Below are 16517 nucleotides of genomic sequence, written 5' to 3' on the forward strand. Positions count from 1 at the left end.
GCGTTGAATTACAGGAAGAAATCCATGCGGAAGTAGATCGGCGCTTCGCGCTCGCTCATCACTGCCGGGCGTTCCAAAGAATGGGCAAACGTCACGCTGGTGCTGACGTGTTTGCCCCGGGCGAACAGCTCCAGGGAGTTGCTCGAGACCCGACCGTGTACGTCGTCGTTGTAGCGACCGTGGCTGATCACACCTTGGTCGTAGCCGACGCTGGCGCCGTATTCGGCAAAGGCCGGACGCAGCCAATCGAGCGTCACCGGGCGCGCCCAGCGCACGTCGTTGCGCCAGTAGCCGCCGCTGTCGCCGCTCAGTTGCTGGTCCTTGAAGCCGCGCACCGAGGCTGAGCCGCCGAGGCTGATGCGCTGTGGACTGAACAGGATGTCTTCACTGCGTTGGCCGGTGGCCAGGCTGGAAAAACTGAACGACTCGCCCCACAGCGTGAACGGCTGCAGGAAGCTGGCGGTGGCGGTGTATTTGCGATAGCGCGCGTTGGGCTGCCGATTGCCTGCGTCATCGCGCTCGTCCTGGGCCTGGGCATCGAGCAAGCCGATGCCGTTCTGCATGCCCAGGTCAACGTTGACGAACCCGCTGCCGATGCGGCGCCCGTGGTTGAAGCCCAGTTGCAATTCGCTGAGGCGGTTGCTGCTCGAGGCGGTACGGGTATCGAGGATGTAGTTGTTGGTGCGCAGGTGCGCCACGCCGACGTTCAGCGATGTCTTGCTCACATCGTCACGATGGACCACCCGCTCGGCGCGCAACTGGTGATTCTGGTTGTCGCCGTTCTGCTTGAATTTGTAGTCGTTGGTCACGCCAAAGGTGCGGTAGTCGCTCTCGTTGTAGGTGTAACTGAAGTTCCACCAGCCCCACGGCACGTTGTAGTAGAGCATGCTGTTTTTCGAGGTTTTCTGGTGGTCGCTGACAGCATCGTGGCCGCCGCGCAGCACCAGTTGGTCGGCCAGGCCGAGCGGGCTGTCCCACTCCAGGCCGGCGCCCCATTGCTGTTCGCCGGTGCTTTTCTGCCCGTCGTTGTTGCGCGACAGGCTGGCGCGCCAGGGCTTTTGCGGGGTGTTCTTGACCACGACGTCACTGCCGCCTACCTGGGTGCCGGGGGTCAGTTCCATTTGCGCCTGCTTGGAGGGCAGGCGGTTGAGCTGGTCCACCAGTTGCTCGACTTCGCGCAGGTTGAGCGCCTCGCCGACCTTGCCGGGAAAGGCCATGGCCAGCTCGCGATCGGTCACGCTGCTGCCTTGGGCGCCTTTGAGTCCTTCGAGTTTGCCTTCAACCACCAGCACCTGAAGGTGGCCGCTGGAAAGGTCTTGTTGCGGCAAGTAGGCGCGGCTGGTGACCCGGCCTTTGTCGATGTAGTAATCAGTGATGACCTTGAGCAGTTCATTGAGCTGCGACACGCCCAGGCACTGGCCGACATAGGGTTTGAGCAGGCGCTCGCGGTCGGTGGCGGGCAGGCTGTCGGCGCCTTTGAGCGTGATGTCCCGGATCGGGAAGCAACGGCTGTCAGCGGGCGTGGCCGGGGCCTGGGGCTTGGCTTCTTTGCCGGGCAGGTCCTTGAGCTCGTCGAGGCGCCGGCGCTGCTCGTCGAGCAGGCGGTTCTGGCGGTCGCGGATCAGGTCCTGATCGCCCGGCGTGGGGGCGGCCGTGGCGCTGTTCAGGCTTAACCAGGCGAGCAGCAAAGTACACAGAAGATACCGAGTCCGTGGCAATAACAAAGACATGTTCGATCCGTCGAAAATCAAGGCGCGGCAAACTAACATCGAACTTCGGCTGACCCAAGGGACTAGATTAGTTGCACGAAAGTTCTAGATAGTTCTGCAACACACTGATTTATAAACATAAAAATAATCAAAACAGATAAGCAAGCGCTCACCGGAAGTATTATTCCGACAAACGGCAACTATTTTGATGTTGATTCAGCGAATAACTTATTAATTGCCACTACTTGGCCATCAAGTTATTGCCGAGTTAGGTTAGTACCGGGAAAGACGGAAAAGTTCGCAGGAGTTTTGTGAACCAGGGCTCATTTATCGAGATTGCAGGGCAAACCGATTGGCGACGAGCGGCAAACCTGATGCTGCAGAACCGCTGGAGGCGCTGTAGAGCCTCGCCGGGGCTCCACAGCGACCACAAAGAGCGGCGTGGTTTGGCCTTCAGCCGATGTCCTTGCCTTTTTCCTGGCCGGGCACCAGGGTCAGCGGCGGGCGTTCCACGTCGCGGGAGACATGCGACTTCACGTCCTCGACGCCGCCGTGCTCGTCGTTGTGGATGACCAGCACACCCGGCCTGCGCAGTTGCTCCAGGGCCCCCTCGTCCAGCTTGAAGCTCTCACTGAGGTTCTTATCACTGAGCGCATTGGCCTCGGCGCGGCGCTGGGCGAACTTGCGTCCCTTGCGTTGCTGGTAACGCGCCCAACTGATCAGGATCACAGCGTTGAACAGGGCGATCCACAGGTAGATCTGCAGGGTGTTGAGCGCCGCGAAAATCGGCGCTTCCAGGCGCGGGCCACCATGGCTGTCCAGCATCGACGTAATGCCGCGCACCAACAACCAAATCAGCCCGGCCCAGGCCAGCAGGGTCAACACCACATCGATAACCCACATCACCGGGTTTTGACGAGTTCTCACCAGTTTCATGATCTCGCGTCCTTATTGACAGGTTTGATACCGCGATCCGGGCTGACCCAGCGCGCACGCTTCTGATGCTGCTTGAACAACACCTTGGGAAAACTGACCAATGTGGTGAACAAGCTGACCAGCCAGAACACCATCGGGTACCACACGGTCCAGAACAGGGTTTTCCACAGGTCTTTTTCGTAGCGCCGGTCGATCAGGATGCTCACGGCAAACTGCACCAGGCACACCATCGCCAGCACCAGCCCGGTAAAGGCCGGAGGCACCAGGGAGTCCACCGCGATCGCCGGGGGCAGCACGATGAACTTACCCACGGCCCAGAAGATCACCGACAACAGGAAGGTGAAGGCCCAGCCGGTGGACAGGCAGTATTCGAACAGCAGCGGCCACAGGTAACGATGCCGCCATTGCCAGATGCCACGGATGTTCTTGAACAGCACTTCGGCGCCACCCTGAGCCCAGCGCAGGCGCTGTTTCCACAGGCCGCCGACGGTTTCGGGCATGAGAATCCAGCACAGGCCGCGCGGCTCGTAGAAGATGCTCCAGTGATCGAGTTGCAGCTTCCAACTGATATCGATGTCTTCGGTGATCATGTCGGTGCTCCAGTAGTCGACGCGGTCGAGCGCCTTTTTACGGAACGCCACCACCACACCGGAGACCGTGAAGATCCGCCCGAACACGCGCTGGGTGCGCTTGATCAAGCCGATGATTGAGGAGAACTCGCCGACCTGCACGCGGCCGATCAAGGTCGAGCGCGTGCGGATGCGTGGGTTGCCGGTCACGGCGCCCAGGCGCGGGTTGTCGAGCATCGGCGCCACCAAGTAGGCCGCCGCGTTTTTGTCGAGCAGCGCATCGCCGTCGATGCACACCAGGTACTCGCTGCGCGCCGCCACGGCGCCCATGCGCAAGGCCACGGCCTTGCCCTGGTTCTGCGCCAGGTGCAGCACCCGCAGGCGCGGATGCTCCAAGGCCAAGGCATCGAGCACCGCTGCCGTGTTGTCCTTGGAGCCATCGTTGACGGCGATCACTTCAATGTTCGGGTACACCTGGCCCAGCGCCGCATGAATGGTCTCGGCGGCGTTATCGCCTTCGTTGTAGCAAGGGATGATGATCGAGATCAGCGGGTTGCCGGCCAGGGTCGGCGCCGGCGTGTCTTCTTCCCATGGCCAGTGGCGCTCCCAGTGCAGCCAGAAGTACAGGCCGCCGGCGATCCACAGCGCCGACATGAACAGCGGGTAGAAGAACACGAAGTCCATCAGGAATTGCCCGGTGATCAGGAAGATCAAGCCCAGGGGCACGCCCAATACCAACGCCAGTACGAATAAAGCCAGGATTCTATCGAACATGGTCAAGGGTTCCATTGGTTGGAAAGGGCCGGACGCACGGTTTTCAAGTCCGGGGAATTTTCCAGGAAGTTGTCCGGGTAGTAGCCAAAACTCGTGACCCCCTGGCGTTTGAGCACGCCCATCCATTCGGCCAATTGCGCACCGTTCAGGTCCGGCGCGGCCTTGGTGCGCCAGTCTTTGGCTTGCAGTTCGAATACGGTGCGTTCCAGTGCGCCGGGGCGCGCCTTGACCGTGGCGACCAGTTTTTCCAGCCAGGCATTGGAATTCTTGAGCGTCTCGCCTTCCATCAGCGGCATGGCCATCGGCGCGGTCCAGTCATAGGTCTGGAGGAAGTCGTCGAGGTTCTGCGCGAACCACGCTTCGCTCTGCGGGTTGAGCATCGGCTCGGCGAAGATATTGCGTGCGGTCTGCACCTGCGGACCACCGATGGCGCGGACCTTGGCGGTCAGCTCCTGGGTGAAGTCGATCAGGTAACGACTCTTGAAGCGCGTCCAACGCTGCATCACCGCCGGGTCGGCGCGCAGGGCCGCGATGCTGGCGGGCAGGCCGTTGGCGGCATAGACCTTGAGCGCGGCGGGGCTGGCGTCTTCGAAGTCGGACAGCAGCGCATCGTCGTGGTACAGCACGCCGTCGATGGCATTGTTGCGGGCCAGGTCCTCATAGATCTCGCCAATGATCTTGCGCACCTGCGGGTCGAACGGCGACAGGCGCTGGTATTGATCCGGGTCGAGGCCGACCTTGCCGGTCTCCGGGTCCCAGCGGGTCACGCGCGGCAGCTTGGGGTCGAGGGCGAAACTGAGCACCGGCATCCAGGCATACACGCTGGCATGGGCACGGGTGTGCAACTGCCAGGCGACACGGTTGAACAGGTCGGCACGCACCGGCAAGTGGCGGTTGGGGAAGTACAGTTGATGCACCAGGCCATCACCCTTGGGGTCGGCGAAGGCTTGCAGGAACACGGTGCCCGCGCCCATGTCCACCACGCGCTGTACCAGTTGGTCGAGGTTGCGCGCTTGTTGGGCCGGGTCCGGGTCGTAGACGTTGTCCAGGTCCACATGCAGCACCCGCAGCGGTGCCTGGGTTTGCACCGCGACGATGCTGTTGGCGAAATGTTCGCCGTCCGGGTCGGACGCCACCAGGAAGCGCGGGCTGTTCATCAGGTTGGACGAGCTGTCGAGGCCGTCTTCCAGGGTCAGGGCCATCTCATAGCCCTGCTCGCCGACGATCGCCAGCGAGGTGCCCTTGGCTGCGCCGTAGGGCCATACCCACACCCGCGGTGCCTTGCCGGTGACGCTGCGGATCTTGTTGGAGATCGCCACGACATCCGCGCGCATCCGCGCCTCGAACTGCGCCTGGGTTTCATAGCGGCCGGTGGCCGGATCGAAGCGCAGGGAGGTCGCCGCCGGCTCCAGGTTGCCCTGGGGGTTGGCCAATATCCCTTTGTGACTGGCATCGGTGTGTGCAGCGATTTCCACCAGACCCGAGCGGGACACTTCGCGGATCTGCGCCCAGGTCAGGAACTCACCCCGCGGGCGCGGTGAGCCGGCAAAGTCCACCGGTTGGTTCATCGGCGTGTCGATCCAGGTGCCAACCGGCGCGAGCAGGGCCGGCCAGTGATAGGCCCGCAGTATCGGCATCACGCGGGTATAGAAGCTCGAATAGCCATCATCGAAGCTGAGCATCACGGCTTTCGGCGGCAGCGCTGGACCGCCACGGCGGGCCGCGAGGATCTGGTCGACACTGACCGCCTGGTAACCGTTCTCCCGCAGCCAGGCCAACTGCTCGATCAAACGTTCGGTACGCACTGCCACTACCGCCTGGTCGGGGTCGCGATCCTCGACGTCGTGATAGGCAATGCCCAGGAAATGGTTTTTCGGCCACGGCACTTCGTTGGCCGGGGTCGGCCGCTCGGCGGGTGGAGTGAAAGGGGCGGGCTGCTGGGCGCAGGCACTGGCCAGCAATACACCCAGGACCAGCAAGCAACGGCTGAGGACAGTCATGGTCAGGCTCTTCTAGAAACGGTAAGTGAGGTCGACGAGCAGGCGCAGATCGCGTTCGCGATCACCGTCATAGGGTCGACTGATCAGGCTCAGGTTGGCGCCGGCTTCGAGAACGTCGTTCCAGCGAAAGCGTTGGCCGTAACCGATCAAGCCGACACCGCCGGTGGAATAATCCCTCTGGCTATACGTACCCGCTCCGACTTGGAACTGCTGACTCCACTGGGTCTCGTAGCGGTGATAGAGCACATGGTTGACGGTGACGGTGGGCAACACGCTGAAGTCCGACTTCGGGTTGAAGTACACCGTGTCGGCCTTGCTGTTGTGGCTGGCGCTGACTTCCAGGCCCAGGTCCACTTGCACGCCCGGCGAGCTGTAGATGCCCTCGCGGCCAGTGAGCAAGGTTTCGATGCGGTCGTTGCCGTCGCTGAAGTGGGACGGGCTGAGGGACAGCTTCCACTCACGGCTTTCATTGGCGCGCCAGCGGATGAAGCCGCTGCCGCCGTTGGCCGTGATGTCGGCATTCAGCGCACGCAACGGTGTGGTGGCCGAGAGGTAATCGAGGCTGCCGCCGTATTGCCAGTTATCGTTGATGTCGCGGGCGATCGACACGCGCGCGCCTTGTTTGGAGCCAAAGCCGTAGGAGTGGTTGGACACCTCGGCTTCCAGGGTCATGTCGCGGGTCCGCCGCTCCACGCCCACGCGCTGCCAACGGTGCTGGCCGGTGCCTTCGGAAAAGTCGGCGGTGGCGTAGCCGGCGCCGGCGAACAGGCGCCAGTCTTCATCGATGGGCGGCGTGTAGATCACGCTTTCAATGCCCCAGTCACGGCTGCCGGTGACCGCGCCCACGTCGCCGTTATTACCGCCGCCATAGCTTTTGCCGGTGTAGGCCTCGACGCGCACTTCGGCCATGTCGTGGACGTTGCGCAGGCGCTGGAGACGCTGCACCTGGCGGCTATCGGGGTTGCGGGCGATGACGTCGTCGGCGAGCACGTCGAGTTGGCGCCACTCCTGCAGATCCATGGCGGTGTAGGCCTGGGACACTTCCAGGCTGATGTCGCGCGGTACCTGGGCTTCGGTTTCCTTGAGGGTCGCTTCGGCGCGCCGTGGCAGGTCGCGGGCGCGGTACATGTCCGCCTGGGCCAGGCGCAGGCCGACGTTGCCCGGAGCCCGTGCCACCAGGGCTTCCAGGCCGGCTTCGCTGCCCGGCAGATCGCCCCCGTACACGCCGGACTGCGCCGACAGTTGCTGGGCATCCATCCATGCATCGTTGGGGTTGCCGATGGGCAGGCCTTTGAGTTCGACCCGCGGTTTCTGGTTGTCGGCGAGGGTAGTGGCAACCTTGCGGGCTTCGACACCTTTGTCGCTTTCCTGCAGGGCGTAGAACAAGGCCGTGCTGTCTTCGACCCGGTCATCGGGCTCGGCGTCGGTGGCGCTCAGTGCCTGGCGATACAGCGGCTCGGCCTTTTCCGGCTGGCGCTGGTCAAGGTAGGACGCCGCCACCCAGCGCACCGCGTAGGTCGGCAATTGCACGCCTTCGGTCGTGAGGGTTTCGTACTCGCGAATCACCTCGGCGGTGCGCGCCCGGGCCTTGAGTGCGCCCAGGCGGTCGATGCGCCAGCGCACCACGTCGTCATGGGCGCTGGCATCGGGGGTCCAGCGGGTGAGCAGTTTGTCGTAGTCCTGCAGGGCGCGGTCGGCGATCACGTAGCGTTCTTTCTCGGTGCGCGTGGCGAACTCGGCCATGCGTACCCGCTCGGCGGCCAGGTCGCCTTCGAGGCGGCGCTGGGTGACGGGGTCGAGCAGGCCCGGGCGCTGGGCCGCCAGACGCAAGGCCGCCTCCGGCAGTCGGGCCTTTTGCAGGGCGACGATGTATTCACGGGCGACTTCAGGCTTGTCGCCGGCGCGGATAAACGCTTGGTCGAACTCGAACAGGGCGTCGTAATTCAAGCCGGCGCGGGTCAGCGCGTAGCCCAGGGCCATGCGCCGGTTGGGGTCGTCGGGCTTGGCCGCGACCATTGCGCGGGTGCGCTGCACGGCCTCGCTGGCTTGGCCGCCGTCGGCCTGGGTCAACGCCAGGCCGAGTTGCAGGTCGGTATTGTTCGGTTCACGCAGCAACGCCTGGCGATACACCGCCTCGGCCTTGGCCCACTGCTGTTGGTTGCGATAGGTGCGCGCCACCGTGGCGAGCGCCTGGGGCGTGAGGTTGCGATTCTGGCCCTGGGCCTCGTACACCTTCAGCACTTCGGCGTCCTGGCCGGCCCACCCGGCGATCACCAGATGGTCGCTGACCTGGCCCGCTGTCTGCCGTTCGGCAGGCAACTGGCGCAATTGGGTCAGCGCGGGGGTGAAGTTGCCGTTGCGCGCCTGAATGATCAGGGCGTCATAGGCCGGGTCGGCCACGGCGAAGGTGGGCATCAGCAACTGACTGCACAAGGCGACCCCGATGAGCAGTCGCAACCGGCCTGATGCACTGAGTGGAGGGTTTGGCAACATATCGCGAGCTTCCTTACACACGGAAAGCTGTAACGATAGGTGGTCCTGAGCAATTTGCTGCAGGGTGCCGGCGTCTCGGGACCCGGCCTAGCTTTCCTGTGGGAACTATCCCTCAAGAAAATAGGAAAAAGTCCAATTCAGAACAATTGTTCAGAATTGCCCGACATCCTGAAAAAAATCAATGTGGCGGCGGACTTACCGAAGATAACGGGGCTTCAGCCAATCGCCATGGCGACTATTTGACCCGTTTCACCCGCAAACCCGCCCCCGCTTTTTTTATTTCTGACCGCTGCAGAATATTTTTACTGCGCGCCGCCTATCGCACCGACTTTGGACATGACGAAGGAGAGGAATTGCTCAACCGTCATCTTCTGGCCGTTGAACGTCACTTCGTTGTTGGCGTAGTGCAGCTTGGACACCACGTCGCTGCCGACCAGGGTCGCCAGTTGCGTACCGACGGCCATGCCGCTGATCATCTCGCTGGCCATCTGGGATTGCTGCTCGATGGCTTCAGGGTCGGTCACACCACCGAGCTGCGCTTGCAGGGCGGCAACGTCGGCGATCATTGGCTTGGACAGGCTCAGGTTGGCATCGAGCAACGCGATGATCTGCTTGCCCAGCTCCAGCGGCGGCAGTTCCATGCTGCTTGGCTTGGCCAGGTCCACGACCAGGCTGAATTTGCTTTCGCCACCGGTGGTTTTCAGCGACAGGTTTTCCACCGCCACTTGCGGCTTGGCGGCCAGCAGTTGGTTGACGTTGGTATCGGCCAGGGCCTGCTCGGCGTCGCTCAGTTGCAGCTCGGGTACCGGTTCACCGGCGGCAGCGGCGGCCTGCACGGGTGCCATCTTGTCCTGATAGAGCTTGGTCAGCACCAGCATCGACGGCACGTCGACGTTCTTCATGCTCAGGGCCATGGCGGCCGAACCCACGGGTTTGCCCTGGTAACCGATCTCGTCGATCTTGTAATCGACGCGCCCGGCCAGGTTGTTGTCCTTGGTGTCGCTGGTGTCTTTCTGCTCGAAGCCCTTGAGGGTCAGCACGGCCTTCTGCGGGCCCATGATGAGCTTGGTGTCGGTCAGTTCCACGGTGTTCTGCCCGGTGTAGAAACCGAACGTGGATTTTTCCAGGTTGCTGGCCACTGTCAGCCCGGCCAGTTCGGCTTCGAACGGCGAGCCATTGGCGTCGACGACGGCGACCTTGAGGCTGTTCATGTAACCGTCGGCCTTGACCTTCTTGCCTTCGGCGCTGCTGTCGAAGTTCAGGTTGGCACCGGAGAAGATCACCGACGACTTGTCGTCCTTGAACGCCAGGGGCAGCAATTCGACGTTGCCGTTGACCGAGAGGCTGTAGCCGATGTTGGCCACGCCCTTGAGCGGCGACACGTCTTGGGCGGCGGCAAACCACTTCTCGGTGGTGGCGTTCTTTTCCAACTCATAGTGACTGGTGGCCATGACCGGCAGCCATTTCAGCGTGACCAGGCGCGACAACGGCAGCGGGCCGTGTTCGATATGGTCGACGAACAGCAATTCAGGGTTCGGGTTGTCTTCGCCGAAGACCGCACCTTGTGCTTTCAGGCGGTAATGGGCGGTGCTGCTGAACACGCCACGCTCCAGGGACACCAGCTCAAGGGCCATCGTGCCGTCGACGCCGGCCATGGAGGTCTTCAGTTCCTTGTTGGCGTTCTGGATCGCGGTTTGCAGCACCGGTTCCAGTTGCTTACCGGTGTACCAGGCGCCGCCTGCACTGACGACGCCAACGGCGACAACAAAACCCAAAAGAACGACTGCTGGCTTATTCATGAGGTGACCTGATCAAATCCTGTGAGAAGTGGGCTGTCTTCCTTGAACCTCGAGTGAGGTTGGCTCAAGCCCGCCGAAAAACGGGGGGAAGATTAGCACTGGCGGCCGCGAACGGCCCAGACTTTCAGAGGGATCAGTTCCACGCAAGTTCAGGAATATTCCGTTTCGATCTCGTCCAACTGGTGGTCGAAACTCTTCAACCGGGCGGTCCAGGTGTACACCAACACCTCGAATTCACGGTGTATCACGGCATTACCGGGGGTATCGACCTTGGGGTCGCAGAAGTCCAGTTGGTAGCGTTCGCGGGCCATCTGCGTGGCCACATCGGACAATTCCCGCGCATTATTCAGCCAATGCCTACCGTCGGCGACCTGCCGATCCAGCAGCACGCATTGTTTTTTCAGGGTCTCGAGGCTTTTTTCCAGGGGCGTGCCGGTCAGGTCGCCCATGACTTCCTGGAAGGTGCGCCCGGGCTGCCAATAGCTGCCCCAGAAATAGCGGTCGAACACGGTTTCGACCCGCCGCAGGGCGACCTTGGTGTCCCAGATCGCGACGCGGGTCTTGCCTTGTTCGAGGAGTTTTTTCTTCACCTTTTGGTTTTGATAGGACGCCCAGGCGACGACGCCGATGGACAAGGTGCCGATCACCAGGCAGGCGCTGTCGAGAAACACCATGGCCGTGTCGATTCGGTGAGCGAGCATGACGCCGTAGAAGTAGGCCGCCGATAACAACACCAGTGCGAAGCACACGCACCAGAAAGCGGGAGCATAAGGGTTTTTCATTATTGGAATCCCCATGAGCAAACGCGAGCTGTGTCAGGCAGGCCCTCTGCCGGTCAAAAAGCATGGCGGCCCGCTTGTCAAAGCATAGCTAGCTGCTCAGGGTTTGCCGGGCTGTGAGGCTTGCGTTCGTCCGCTTTCCCAGCCGCCGCCCAGGGCCAGGAACAGATCGATCTGGCTCATGGCAACCTGGGTGTTGGCCGCCGCCAGTTGCGCGCGCACATCGGTGTAGGTGCGCGTGGCTTGCAGGTCGGCGAGGAACGATGCGCGGCCGGCCTGGAAGAAGCGGTGGGTCTGGTCTGCGGCTTCCTTGGCCGATGCGTCGGCTTCGGCCAGGGCATCGCGACGCTGTAACTGCGCGGTGTACTGCGCCAGGCCGGTCTGGGTTTCGCGGATGGCGTTGAGCACCACCCCGTCGAAGTGCGCGAGGGCGCCCTGGGTCGCCGCTTCGGCTTCGTGGATGCGCGCGCGGGCGCCGTTGGTCGGCACGGTCCAACTGATCATCGGGCCAAAGCCCCAGCGGTTGGTGGCCGGCGTGCCGAGATTTTCGAGCAACCCGACCGTGCTGACCGAGGCGCCGATGCTGATGTCCGGGTACAGCGCGCCCGTGGCCACGCCGATGCGCGCAGTGGCCGCGGCCAGTTGGCGTTCCGCCTGGCGCACATCGGGGCGACGCTTGAGCAGCGTCGCGCCATCGCCCACCGGCAGCAGTTGGGCGATGTGCGGGAGTTCGGCGCACGTACCGGTGCCCGCCGGCAGTTGCGCCACAGGCTTGGCCAGCAGCATCGACAGGCGAAACAGCCCGGCCTGGCGCGCAGCTTCGTAGCGCGGCATGTCGGCGCGCAAGGATTTGTACTGGGTCTGCGAGCGGGTGACCTGGGTTTCATCGCCGCGCCCGGCGTCGCGCAGGCGCTGGGTCAACGTCGTGCTCTGGGCTTGCAGGTCGAGGGATTCGTTGGCGATCGCCAGCTCTTCGTTGGCCGCGCAGACTTGCGTGTACGAACGCACCACATCGGCGACCAGGGTGATCCGCGCAATATCGGCCGCGGCCTGGGTTGCGTCGGCGCTGGCCTGGGCGCTTTCGATGCCGCGCTGCAAGGTGCCGAACAGATCGAATTGATACGAGGTGGTGATCCCCACGCTGCCGATGTTGCCCACCGGGACTTTTTCCGAGAGTAAAAACGCTTCGCCGGACTCTTGCAGGCGCTGGGCTTCGGCCTTGGCGCCGGCGCTCCAGCCGCCGACGGATTCAGCCTCCTGCACCTGATAGCGCGCCCGCTGCAAGTTGGCGGCGGCGACGCGCAGGTCGGTGTTGGAAGCCATGCCCTGGCGCACCAGTTCATCCAGGCGCGGGTCGTTGTACAGCTTCCACCAGTCCGCCGGCACCGGCGCCGAGACCACGTTGGCGCCCTCGCCCGCCAGTTGCCCTTGCAGGTCGCCACGGTTCATGGCGGCCTTGTCCGGCAGTCGATAATCCGGGCCGACCACCTGGCAGGCTGACAACAGCACACCCAGCGCCGCGGTTGCCAAAATCTGCTTCATGGCTGGGCTCCGTCCTTGGGCTTGTCGCCGATGATCGACACCGTCGCGGTGCGCCCGGCGATCATGCGAAAGTCCGCCGGCACCTCGTCAAACGCGATACGCACCGGAATCCGCTGGGCCAGGCGCACCCAGCTGAACGCCGGGTTGACGTTGGGCAGCAGGTTGGCGCCGCTGCTGCGGTCACGGTCCTCGATACCGGCGACGATGCTCTGCACATGGCCGTGCAGGCGGGCGCCGTCGCCAATCACACGGATATCGACGCCCATGCCGACGTGGATGCCGTCGAGCTTGGTCTCTTCGAAGTAGCCGTCGATATGGAAGGAGTTGCTGTCCACCACCGACAGCACCGGGCGCCCGGCGGTGACGAACTCCTGCGTGCGCGGCGCACGGTCGTTGACGTAGCCGTCCACCGGGCTGCGGATCACCGAACGGTCGAGGTTGAGTTGCGCCGAGTCCACCGTCACTTGCGCTTCGGCCAGGGCCGACTGGGCACGGGCGACGCGGGACTGGCTTTCTTCCAGTTGCTCGCTCGGCACCAGGTTGCCCAGGCCACGGTTACGCTTGTACTCGCGCTGGGCCTGGGCCAGGGTTTCCTGGCGGTCGGCCACGGCGGCCTGAGCCTGGCGCAGGGCCAGCTTGAAGCGGTCCTGGTCGACGGCGAACAGCACCTGGCCTTTGCTCACCAGTTGGTTGTCGCGCACGTCGACGCGCTGGATCAGCCCGGACACGTCCGGGGCGATCTGCACGATATCGGCACGGATGTGGCCGTCACGGGTCCAGGGCGCAAACATGTAGTACATGACCATGCGCCATACGACGACGACCGCGAAGCTCACGATCAACAACGTCAGGACGACACGGCCGATGGTCAAAAAAGGTTTTTTCATGTCATCAGGTATCGACTGAGTGAGTCCACCGCGCCCAGCAACAGCGCGTAGAGCCCCACGTTGAACAATGCCCGGTGCCAGACCAGGCGATAAAAGTGCAGACGGGTCAACAACCCGTGCACCAGCAGAAACAACAGGTACGCAATGCCCATCAGCACCAGCAGCGTGGGCAGGAACACCCCGCTGATATCCAGATCACCGATCATAAAGGCGCTCCATCAGGCAGCGGCGCCTCGGTCTCGGTGCCGCCAATCAATTCCACGCCGGGCAACAGCGCCAGGCGCAGACCCGCCAGGGCATGCAACAGATGCAGGCGGGTGTCGTCTTCGTCTTGCAGGCCTTGGCCGTTGAGGGCGCGGCGCGTGCGGTCGAGGGTCATCAGCAGGCCGCTGGGCGAAGGCAAGCGTCGGCCCGCCTTGAGGCAGGCCTTGTAGTAAGCGCCGACGCCTTCTACCACTTGGCCGAGCAACACCCGCGGTACGCCGTAGATCCGTGGCGAGTAGGCCAGCAGGTCGAGCAGGTTCAGCGCCACGCGCAAATCGCGCAGGGCGACGCCGGTGTCATGGCCGATGATGGCCAGGCGCGGCAGGTGCTGCATCAAGCGGTCGAGCATTTGCGCGGCCAGGTACCGTTGTTCGGCCAGGTTCGCCGGTTCGGTCAGGCCGACGATGTCGTGCCAGGTGAACCGGGTCAGGCGCTTGGCGGCCAACTCGGCACCGAAGGGCCGCGCGATCAGCGTCCACACAAAGGCAAACAGCAGGCCCACGGGCCCGGCCAGGTTGACGTTGGCGAAGTTGAGGAAGTCGGCGTCATAGGCGCCCTGGATGCTGATGAACGACGAGGTGTTCACTAACGTCAGCAGCATGCCCAGGTAGAAACGCGGTTGGACCGTGAGTGTGCCGATGCAGATAAACGGCACCGCGAACGCCAGCACCAGCATGGGGAAATCGTGCAGGTTGGGCAGCACCAGGAACAGATACAGGCTGGCGAACAGCACCGACATGGCGGTCCAGAAAAAGAACCGATAGATCTGCGGCGCCGGGTCGTCCATCGACGCAAAGAAGCTGCAGGCGACGGCTGCCAGGATCACGGCGCTGCCGCCGTCGGTCCAACCCAGCAGAATCCACAGCACCGAGGCGACGATGATCGCGGTGACGGTGGAAAACGCCGAGTAGAACATCAGGCCACGGTCGAGAAAAGGCGTCAGGCGGCCCAGGCGCCAGTGGCGGTAAACGGCGCGCCAGGTGTCCTGGCTCTCGCATTGGATCGCGGCCTGCAGGCTGCGGCAGTCTTGCCACAGGTCGATCCACTCACCCAGGCGATACAGGGCGTTGGAGAACAGCAGCGTGTGGCGGTCGTCCAGCGCTTCGCCTGCCGGTTGCAGCGCGTCGAGTTGGTCACGCAGGGTGCGCCAGCGCTCCAACGGGGCCGACTCGGTGGTGCTTTGCAGCCACTGATCCGTGGCCTCCAACAGCGGCGCGAGCGTTTCGAGAAACTCCGGCGCACGGTGTTCGATGGCGTATAGCGCATCGTCGAGCGCATCCACCACCGGCAGCAGGTGGATCATCCGCCCGCGCAGTTCCTTGGTGTTGCGTACCGTCTGCGGCCGGGCGCCTTCGTGGGGCAACTGGCCGATCATCAATTCCAACGTGTTGAAGGTGGCGACCATGCCACCGCGCAAGGCGCTGACTTCGTCGCGCGCCACGTTGCGGCTCATAAAGCGCTGGCTGTAGACCTGGGCGTCGCTGAACCACTTGGCCACCGAGCCATCGAACACCGGCATCAGGCGCCGCGGCCAGAACATTGCGCCGACCACCGCCGCCACCGCGATGCCAAGAAAGATTTCCTCGGTGCGCGCTTCAGCCACGTCCCACACCGTCAGCGGGTTATCCACCACCGGCAAGGCGATCAGCGGCAAGGTGTAGCCGGCCAGCATCAAGGCGTAGTTGTTCGCGGTGCGCAGATGCATGGAGAGAAACAGCAGGGTGCCCGTCCACAATGCAATCACCACCACCAGCAGGTAGGGCGATTGCACAAACATCGGCACGAACACCACCGCCGCCGCCGCGCCCATGAAGGTGCCGATCGCACGGTACAGCGCCTTGGAACTGGTCGGCCCGACAAACGGGCTGGAGACGATGTACACCGTGGCCATCGCCCAGTACGGACGCGGCATTTGCATGAGCATGGCGATGTACAACGCGATCATCGACGCCGCGAACGTGCGTACCCCGTAGAACCAGTCCCTGGCCGGCGGCATGCCGGTAAAAAATCCTCTCAAGATGCTGCAACCACTGGGTATTGATGCGCGACTTCAAAGGCGCGCAACACGCGCAGCGCAACCTCCATGTCCGCAGGCGCAATATCGGCCAGCACGTCGCGGCGCAGGCGCACCAGTTGCGCCTCCACCGCCTGTACCAGCTCACGGCCCCGCGCGGTGAGGCTCAAGGCCTTGGCGCGGCGGTCGTGGGTGTCTTCGCTGCGGCACACATAGCCGCCGCTGCACAGTTGGTCGAGCAGGCGCACTAGCGACGGGCTTTCCATCCCCGAAGCCTGGGCCACTTTGACTTGATGCACCCCGTCGCCCAGGCGGCCGATCATCAGCAACGGCACGGCGCAGGCTTCGGAAATACCGTAGCTCACCAGCGTGTTCTGGCAGATTTTGCGCCAATTACGGGCGCCCACCACCATGCTGCTGCTGAGGTTCATCTGGAGTTGTTCGAGGGTCTTGGGCACTGGATCGTTCGCATACAGTTAGTTTGCTAACTATCAATATGGTGGATGGCGCTAGATGCGTCAAGTTTTGAAACAAATTTAGCGGATGGGTGGTGTGGGTAAGTAAAGCGGGTTTGGCGTGAGGGTTGGATCTTCAACGATAGCCGCAACGCCGCATGACCCATGTGGGAGGGGGCTTGCCCCCGATAGCGGAGTGAAGGCAATACACGGTTGACTGATCTGCCGCTATCGGGGGCAAGCCCCCTCCCACATTTGGATCCGTGTCGGCCTCAGGATAGCTGTGCGGCCTGCCA

The 16517-nt window shown here is 63.2% G+C and carries 12 protein-coding genes; all 12 read right to left on the minus strand.

From position 1 onward, the window contains the following. Window positions 1–8: 8 nt before the first annotated feature. Complete coding sequence (locus tag NR164_RS28815; protein ID WP_046385104.1) at window positions 9–1730, minus strand: ShlB/FhaC/HecB family hemolysin secretion/activation protein; 1722 nt, start codon at window positions 1728–1730, stop codon at window positions 9–11. Window positions 1731–2162: 432 nt separating this feature from the next. After that, the gene (gene pgaD, locus NR164_RS28820; protein ID WP_046385105.1) at window positions 2163–2645 is read right to left on the minus strand and encodes a poly-beta-1,6-N-acetyl-D-glucosamine biosynthesis protein PgaD; all 483 of its coding nucleotides are present in this window, start codon (window positions 2643–2645) and stop codon (window positions 2163–2165) included. Then, window positions 2642–3988 (minus strand): poly-beta-1,6-N-acetyl-D-glucosamine synthase, encoded by a 1347-nt coding sequence (gene pgaC, locus NR164_RS28825; RefSeq protein WP_046385106.1) that lies wholly within the window; start codon window positions 3986–3988, stop codon window positions 2642–2644. The genes pgaD and pgaC overlap by 4 nt, the downstream gene beginning before the upstream one ends. 2 nt (window positions 3989–3990) lie before the next feature. Further along, complete coding sequence (pgaB, locus tag NR164_RS28830) at window positions 3991–5988, minus strand: poly-beta-1,6-N-acetyl-D-glucosamine N-deacetylase PgaB (protein WP_046385107.1); 1998 nt, start codon at window positions 5986–5988, stop codon at window positions 3991–3993. Window positions 5989–6000: 12 nt separating this feature from the next. Beyond that, the gene (gene pgaA, locus NR164_RS28835; protein ID WP_256823578.1) at window positions 6001–8481 is read right to left on the minus strand and encodes a poly-beta-1,6 N-acetyl-D-glucosamine export porin PgaA; all 2481 of its coding nucleotides are present in this window, start codon (window positions 8479–8481) and stop codon (window positions 6001–6003) included. Window positions 8482–8783: 302 nt separating this feature from the next. Then, entirely contained in the window at window positions 8784–10280 is a 1497-nt protein-coding gene (locus NR164_RS28840; protein ID WP_256823579.1) for a YdgA family protein, read from the minus strand. Between the two features lie 149 nt (window positions 10281–10429). Then, window positions 10430–11062 (minus strand): hypothetical protein, encoded by a 633-nt coding sequence (locus NR164_RS28845; RefSeq protein WP_026139839.1) that lies wholly within the window; start codon window positions 11060–11062, stop codon window positions 10430–10432. A gap of 96 nt (window positions 11063–11158) precedes the next feature. After that, window positions 11159–12601 carry an efflux transporter outer membrane subunit gene (locus tag NR164_RS28850; RefSeq protein WP_256823580.1) on the minus strand — a complete coding sequence of 481 codons (1443 nt, stop codon included), beginning with the start codon at window positions 12599–12601 and terminating at the stop codon, window positions 11159–11161. After that, window positions 12598–13488, minus strand: a complete 891-nt coding sequence (locus NR164_RS28855) for an efflux RND transporter periplasmic adaptor subunit (RefSeq protein ID WP_017845524.1) — start codon at window positions 13486–13488, stop codon at window positions 12598–12600. Before NR164_RS28855 ends, NR164_RS28850 begins: the two co-directional genes overlap by 4 nt. After that, window positions 13485–13694: a DUF1656 domain-containing protein gene (locus tag NR164_RS28860; RefSeq protein ID WP_256823581.1), complete on the minus strand. Its 210-nt coding sequence runs from the start codon at window positions 13692–13694 to the stop codon at window positions 13485–13487. The genes NR164_RS28855 and NR164_RS28860 overlap by 4 nt, the downstream gene beginning before the upstream one ends. Then, window positions 13691–15769, minus strand: coding sequence for an FUSC family protein (locus tag NR164_RS28865; RefSeq protein ID WP_046385112.1), 2079 nt, complete (start codon window positions 15767–15769; stop codon window positions 13691–13693). The genes NR164_RS28860 and NR164_RS28865 overlap by 4 nt, the downstream gene beginning before the upstream one ends. After that, window positions 15766–16197 (minus strand): MarR family winged helix-turn-helix transcriptional regulator, encoded by a 432-nt coding sequence (locus NR164_RS28870; protein ID WP_017845527.1) that lies wholly within the window; start codon window positions 16195–16197, stop codon window positions 15766–15768. Before NR164_RS28870 ends, NR164_RS28865 begins: the two co-directional genes overlap by 4 nt. Between the last annotated feature and the right edge of the window lie 320 nt (window positions 16198–16517).

This window comes from Pseudomonas sp. Pse79 (assembly GCF_024519615.1).
Classification (GTDB): Bacteria; Pseudomonadota; Gammaproteobacteria; order Pseudomonadales; family Pseudomonadaceae; genus Aquipseudomonas; species Aquipseudomonas veronii.

Bases quoted from the DNA above. Each gene is read 5' to 3' on its own strand.
- NR164_RS28860 (WP_256823581.1), bottom strand. From the start codon at position 13,694: ATGATCGGTGATCTGGATATCAGCGGGGTGTTCCTGCCCACGCTGCTG.
- pgaD (WP_046385105.1), bottom strand. From the start codon at position 2,645: ATGAAACTGGTGAGAACTCGTCAAAACCCGGTGATGTGGGTTATCGAT.
- pgaB (WP_046385107.1), bottom strand. From the start codon at position 5,988: ATGACTGTCCTCAGCCGTTGCTTGCTGGTCCTGGGTGTATTGCTGGCC.
- pgaC (WP_046385106.1), bottom strand. From the start codon at position 3,988: ATGTTCGATAGAATCCTGGCTTTATTCGTACTGGCGTTGGTATTGGGC.
- NR164_RS28870 (WP_017845527.1), bottom strand. From the start codon at position 16,197: ATGAACCTCAGCAGCAGCATGGTGGTGGGCGCCCGTAATTGGCGCAAA.
- pgaA (WP_256823578.1), bottom strand. From the start codon at position 8,481: ATGTTGCCAAACCCTCCACTCAGTGCATCAGGCCGGTTGCGACTGCTC.
- NR164_RS28840 (WP_256823579.1), bottom strand. From the start codon at position 10,280: ATGAATAAGCCAGCAGTCGTTCTTTTGGGTTTTGTTGTCGCCGTTGGC.
- NR164_RS28815 (WP_046385104.1), bottom strand. From the start codon at position 1,730: ATGTCTTTGTTATTGCCACGGACTCGGTATCTTCTGTGTACTTTGCTG.
- NR164_RS28845 (WP_026139839.1), bottom strand. From the start codon at position 11,062: ATGAAAAACCCTTATGCTCCCGCTTTCTGGTGCGTGTGCTTCGCACTG.
- NR164_RS28850 (WP_256823580.1), bottom strand. From the start codon at position 12,601: ATGAAGCAGATTTTGGCAACCGCGGCGCTGGGTGTGCTGTTGTCAGCC.
- NR164_RS28855 (WP_017845524.1), bottom strand. From the start codon at position 13,488: ATGAAAAAACCTTTTTTGACCATCGGCCGTGTCGTCCTGACGTTGTTG.